The 5711-nt window shown below is 26.3% G+C and carries 6 protein-coding genes; all 6 read right to left on the bottom strand.

Annotated features, from left to right (window positions below; all coding sequences use genetic code 11):
• Positions 1–130: 130 nt before the first annotated feature.
• The 6 genes from ACIQ56_RS13675 to ACIQ56_RS13650 all read right to left on the bottom strand — a co-directional run bounded on the left by ACIQ56_RS13675 (position 131) and on the right by ACIQ56_RS13650 (position 5577).
• On the bottom strand, positions 131–688 hold the full coding sequence (locus ACIQ56_RS13675; protein ID WP_397601604.1) for a hypothetical protein: 558 nt from the start codon (positions 686–688) through the stop codon (positions 131–133).
• A gap of 193 nt (positions 689–881) precedes the next feature.
• On the bottom strand, positions 882–1979 hold the full coding sequence (gene serC / locus ACIQ56_RS13670) for a 3-phosphoserine/phosphohydroxythreonine transaminase (RefSeq protein WP_397601603.1): 1098 nt from the start codon (positions 1977–1979) through the stop codon (positions 882–884).
• 163 nt (positions 1980–2142) lie between these two features.
• Entirely contained in the window at positions 2143–2919 is a 777-nt protein-coding gene (locus tag ACIQ56_RS13665) for an ABC-2 family transporter protein (RefSeq protein WP_397601602.1), read from the bottom strand.
• Positions 2920–3717, bottom strand: a complete 798-nt coding sequence (locus ACIQ56_RS13660) for an ABC-2 family transporter protein (RefSeq protein ID WP_397601601.1) — start codon at positions 3715–3717, stop codon at positions 2920–2922. It abuts the gene before it with no gap.
• Positions 3710–4741 (bottom strand): ATP-binding cassette domain-containing protein, encoded by a 1032-nt coding sequence (locus tag ACIQ56_RS13655; RefSeq protein ID WP_397601600.1) that lies wholly within the window; start codon positions 4739–4741, stop codon positions 3710–3712. The genes ACIQ56_RS13660 and ACIQ56_RS13655 overlap by 8 nt, the downstream gene beginning before the upstream one ends.
• A 329-nt stretch (positions 4742–5070) precedes the next feature.
• On the bottom strand, positions 5071–5577 hold the full coding sequence (locus ACIQ56_RS13650; RefSeq protein WP_397601599.1) for a hypothetical protein: 507 nt from the start codon (positions 5575–5577) through the stop codon (positions 5071–5073).
• Positions 5578–5711: the final 134 nt, after the last annotated feature.

Below are 5711 nucleotides of genomic sequence, written 5' to 3'. Positions count from 1 at the left end.
TCTTTATATTTCGTTTACTTCTTTCAAAAGCAACTTGCTCTGACAATTTTAAAAGTCTATTTTCCATCTCCATTTAAATCTCCTCCTCAAAAGGAGATTTAATTCTGGATTTATGCTTTGTAAAAATGACTTATTGGGAGGACACCATGAAAAAAACAGGATTATCAATCATGATAAAATCTTGGGTATTATCTTCTCCATTTGTTTCTGTTTCGTTAAGTAAATTGGATTTTACACCTATTAATTTTATTGCTACACCATGGGCATCGGGTATTTTATCTGCTTTTAAATCAAATGATCCATTTGAAAAACGAATAAAAGCTTTATATTCTTTGGGCGTAGCAAAAACACCTTTTTGAAATTCCATTGGCAATTTATTTTCAACAATAAATTTACCAATAGCGCAGCCATGATGTTTTGCATGAGCATCGCGTCGTGCTGGTCTTGCATCTCCTGGTCTTGAGGCATATCCTTTTTTTACAATTTCTTGAAACATTTTGCTAATTTGTTCCGCAATATTATCCTCATTAGAATCAATTTGTTCTTCTCCAATTTCTAAAAGTCTATCTGGTTTTGTTATTATATTATTTTTGTTTTGTGCAAATGAGTTTAGGGTAAATGAAAATCCATATATCGATGTAATTGACAATAAAATCAAGTCTGTTTTTTTAAACGTAAAATTCCGCATTTTTTCTCCTTGTATTAATAAAAAAATGAGCTGTAATTTAAATAATAATTAAAGTAACTTTATGGGATTTTAGGTACGTAAATAAAGAACAAGAATCTGTTAAATGAAAAAACTTATTAGAATGATATATAATGTTATAATAATATTTGCAAATTTTTTAAAAAATAATATTTATTAAAATAAAAGTGCTGAATTAACCAAACTTTTTACGATAATCTCTCATGAATTCAGCAAATACAGAAGCGGATTCAACACTTACGCCATTATACATAGAAGCTCTTATGCCACCTACGGAACGATAGCCTTTGATTTCAAGAAGATTATGTTTAGCTGCTTCAGCAATAAAGTGATTATCTTGCTCTTCTTTTGGAAGCTTAAAAACAAAATTATGGCGTGAACGACAGTCTTTATCAGTTCTACCAATATAAAGTCCTGCATCAATTTCGGAATAAATTAATTTTGCTTTTTCTAAGGACCATTTTTCCATTGTTGGCGTTCCACCGGAATGATCAATCCATTTGAGCATGCGATTCATAGCAAAAATAGGAAATACAGGTGGGGTATTTAATGCACTTTTTGTGTCAAAGATAGCATGATAAGACAAAGCTTTTCCAAGATAATTTGCTTTTGTAACTTCTCTGCTTTTTTCTAAGAGATCATTACGAATAATAATGACGGATACACCTGCAATTCCAAAGTTTTTTTGTGCACTTGCATAAACTAAAGCTGTTGATTCCCATGGGATATCTGTACGTCCTGCTAGAGAACTCGTCATATCAAGAACAAGGGGAATATCGCCAAAAGTAGGAATTTTTGCGTATTCTGTTCCGTAAACAGTATTATTTACAGTCAAATGAACATATTTTGAATTTTTAGGGATATCCCATTTATTTGGATTTCCTAAAGAAACATAATCGCAATTGCGTCCATCATAGACGAGGTTTATTTTTCTTGGCATGGCAAAGACTTCTTCGCATGCTAAATGAGCCCATATTCCAGTGTCAGTATATGCTATTTCTTCGCCTGGTTTTGATAAATGCTGTGGAATGATAGAAAAGTGTTGTTGAGCACCACAGCATGAAAACAAGACAGAATGTGTATTTGGAACTTGAAATACTTTTCTAGCAAGTGCATGAGTTTCTTCATTAAGTTGTTCATATTGTTTAGAACGGTGCGATATTTCCATAACACTCACACCAATTCCAAAAGTATCAAGTAATTCTTCTTTTATTTGCTTACGAACCGCTTCCGGTAAACTTGCGGGCCCAGGGCTAAAATAATGAACGTTCATAAAAAACCTCTCATTAGGGTTAAAAGATGATTTTTTTATTATCATTATTATATAATAAAATCTAGGTCAGACAACTCTTTTTAAACATCATATATAAATTTGATTTTATTTAATTAGAATTTAATCCTATGATTAAATTGGTATTCTAACCATAGGTTTGAGATTAACCACCAAATGACTTCAAAAGCTTTTTATAACTTTTTAAAATATAAATCGAAATAATTATCATTATAAACATTGGTATAAATGAATAATATAGTAAATATGTTTTTTGGTGGGTTAAAATAAAAATAGGAACAGAAGAACATAATATAAATGGAGCCGTAATAAATAAAAATTTAAAAATATTTTGCCCATAAGCATTTGGAGGAATAAAACATAGTTGCATGATATGATATTGATAATAACCAATATATAAATTTTTATCAGAAAAAATATTTAGTGAATGAAAAATAAACGTAAAACATATACTTATTATTATATACACAATGAATGAAGCTGAAAAAAAGATAGTATGACTAATACTTAAAAATAAATTATTTATAATAATATAGTAGTATAAATATGAAATGAATATGATTGAAAAGATAAATTTTAATGGTTGAAGATAACTAAATAAAACAATAAAGGATAAATTTAAAGGTTTACACAAATAAGTATCTATTTTACCTGAAAATAAATTTTCAAAAAATTCATATAAAGAATCACTTATTGTCTCTAAAATAAAATTTATAGAAATAAAAACTAAAAAAGATAAATAAAAATCTTGAAATGTCCATCCTTTAAAACTATTTGAGTAAGAAAAAATAATTTTAAATATAGAAATTGTAAAAATATAATAACATATAGTCAAAATAAAATCACCAAAAAAATTTACTTTGTAATCCATTTGTGATTTTAAATTTAGTATTAATGTTTTTAATAATATCTTTAAATACATTTAACCGCCGTAAGAAGGATTTATTTTAGTTGATTTTTTTGTCAAAAATAAAATAATAAGTTGAAATAAAATTCCATAAAAAATGAGTAAACAAGTATATTTTAGCAAAGAAAGATTGCTTGGGTTTAAAATTAAATCAGGTATTCCTGATATTGTCACTCTAAATGGATTGTATTTTAGTAAAATTTGGAATGTTTCTGGCCAAAACTCAATAGGTAATAATATTCCTCCTAAAATTTGCGCTAATAAGAAATACATAAATTGGAGAAGATCATTCTGAACTACCCAATAATTAATAAGTGCAAAAATATATGATATTTGAAAACAAATAAATTGAGATAAAAATAAAAAAACGATTGTAGGAATAATATAAATATAATTATTATTTAAAATGCAACAAGAAACCAGAACAATAATACCAAATATAATAAAAAATATTTCTCGACCAATCATAGTAAATAAGGAGAAACTAAAGTAAGACATTGTTTTTATGTTAAAAATATCAATGGATCCATTTTGGATTCTTTTTGAAGTGTCATTGATTAAATCGTAGCCATTATTTAATTTAAACATAGTTACAGTTGCGATAATATACAAAATCATTTTTAAATAAGTATAATTATGAATATGATTCTCACTGGAATAAATATAATTCCAAGAAATAATTTGTATTGTAATAGGGAGGGAAAGACCAATGAATAAATCACATAAAATACTTCCTTTGTGCGATAAAATTTCATAGGTATAAATATATATAAATTTTTTAATTTGTTTTAATTTTTCAATAAAATTATTCATCCTCAATTCTTTCTTCATGATCACTTTTAAAAATATGAAATTTATCTGCTAAAATTTCTTCAAAAGACATTTTTTTTACTTCAAAAGATGTGATTTTAAATTTAATGAGAGTATTTATAATAGAGAGCTCATTTTTTTTATCAAATACAATATTTAGGTTGTTTCCAATATCATTGAATGTTGCATCTATAAATTCTGAAATAGTGTCTTTTAAAATAGAATATTCAAAATTTTTATCTACTTTTTTTACAATTATTTTCACTTTTTCGTTATATTTGTTTTTTAAAACATAAGTTTCTTCAGAAAATACGATTTCCCCTTTTGATAAAATATTAATTTTATCACAACAATTTTCTATATCAGCAGGGTCATGAGATGTTAAAATAAAAGTACAATTATTATTTTCTTTTTCATTATTAATAAATTCTCTTATTTTAATTTTTGATTCCATATCGACACCAATAGTTGGTTCGTCTAATAAAATAAGTTCTGGATTATGAAGCATATTCATTAAGAGATCGGATTTTACACGTTCTCCAAGACTCATAAATTTAACTTTTTTATTTAAGCATTCTTTTAGACTTAACACTTCAGTTAAGTAATTTAAGCGTGATTGAAAACTAGAATCATCAATTTGATAAATGGTTTTATGAAGTTCTAAACTAAATTTTAATGGGATATCCCATAATAAGGAGCTTTTATGGCCAAAAACAACACCTATTTTTTTTAGAAAAAGTTTATTTCTGTCATATGGAGTATAATTTAAAATTTTAATTTCACCTTCTGATGGTGAGATAACGCCTGAAATGATTTTCATTAATGTCGATTTTCCAGCTCCATTTAGACCAATTATTGCTAATGATTTTCCTTTTTCTAAATTTATAGAACAATTTTTTACAAGATATTTTTTTGTTTTTTCGGGTGAAAAATAATTTATCATTTTTTTATAATAATTTAAATTATCGTTTTGAATGTTTTCATAAACATATTTAGATATGTTTTTTAAGCAAATCATATTTTGCATTCTTTTTCCTATTATATTTTTTTAAAATGATTTTATTAAAAGTAGAATAATTTTATTGATTTAGTATAAACATATTTATAAATGTCTTTTCTTTCATTTTAAGTAGTCCACGAGCATGATTATACTACTATTTTGTAAGTTGTAAAAATGGATTCAAAGCATCATGAATCGATTTCTAATTTTATTATGAATATAAAAAATAGTCAAACATTTTAAAGATTAAAATATATTTTTTTAATTACATTATTTTTAATAAATGAGTCACTAAATTTTTTATTTATGGAGTTTTGAGATTTCAAACTTTAAAAAATCTCAAAATAAAATTTAAATTATAAAACGGGTATTATTGTTAAAATTGTACTGACAGATGTTGTATCTAAAGAAGAGGCAACAGAAGCAAGTTCATTTGAATTGATGAAGGATTCTAAATCAATCATAGAATATTCGGCATTTTCCATAAGATCGGTAATAGGCTCTATTAATTCTTCTGGTTCAAAAATAAGGGGTGAGTTTATATTGGAACTCCAAAAACTCATTTCAGACTCTTCTTCATATAGTGAAGATAAATCTGACTCTAATGATCTCATATCAAAAGAAGAAGTGCTCATATCATCATCGGCATAATCACGGAGTGTGATTTCTTGAATGCGCCTAAAAATATTTGCAAATTGGTTTGGTGTTAATTGTGATCGTATTTCGGAAGTTTCTTCAAATAATTGGCGAAACTCTTCGTCGGGATCCCAAGAACCATTAGACCAATTTTCCCAAACCTGTCTATATGTAGGCATTCTTTCATTATTAAAGTTAGGTAACCAATGATCACATTCATCCACCATATCAAAAAATCGTTGTAAATAGGGATCTAAACGGTTAAAAGCGGCTTCTTCATCATTAGGTACAATATAAGGTTCTGTTGCAAAAAAAGATCATATGAGAGTAAAGTATCTTCCTTGGATTGTAATTGGGGGAA

Source organism: Silvanigrella sp., assembly GCF_044369315.1.
Taxonomy (GTDB): Bacteria; Bdellovibrionota_B; Oligoflexia; order Silvanigrellales; family Silvanigrellaceae; genus Silvanigrella.
Note: the sequence above shows the minus strand (reverse complement) of the source record. Positions and strands in the feature narration are given on the sequence as shown.

Bases quoted from the DNA above. Each gene is read 5' to 3' on its own strand.
- ACIQ56_RS13675 (WP_397601604.1), bottom strand. From the start codon at position 688: ATGCGGAATTTTACGTTTAAAAAAACAGACTTGATTTTATTGTCAATT.
- serC (WP_397601603.1), bottom strand. From the start codon at position 1,979: ATGAACGTTCATTATTTTAGCCCTGGGCCCGCAAGTTTACCGGAAGCG.
- ACIQ56_RS13665 (WP_397601602.1), bottom strand. From the start codon at position 2,919: ATGTATTTAAAGATATTATTAAAAACATTAATACTAAATTTAAAATCA.
- ACIQ56_RS13660 (WP_397601601.1), bottom strand. From the start codon at position 3,717: ATGAATAATTTTATTGAAAAATTAAAACAAATTAAAAAATTTATATAT.
- ACIQ56_RS13655 (WP_397601600.1), bottom strand. From the start codon at position 4,741: ATGCAAAATATGATTTGCTTAAAAAACATATCTAAATATGTTTATGAA.
- ACIQ56_RS13650 (WP_397601599.1), bottom strand. From the start codon at position 5,577: ATGGTGGATGAATGTGATCATTGGTTACCTAACTTTAATAATGAAAGA.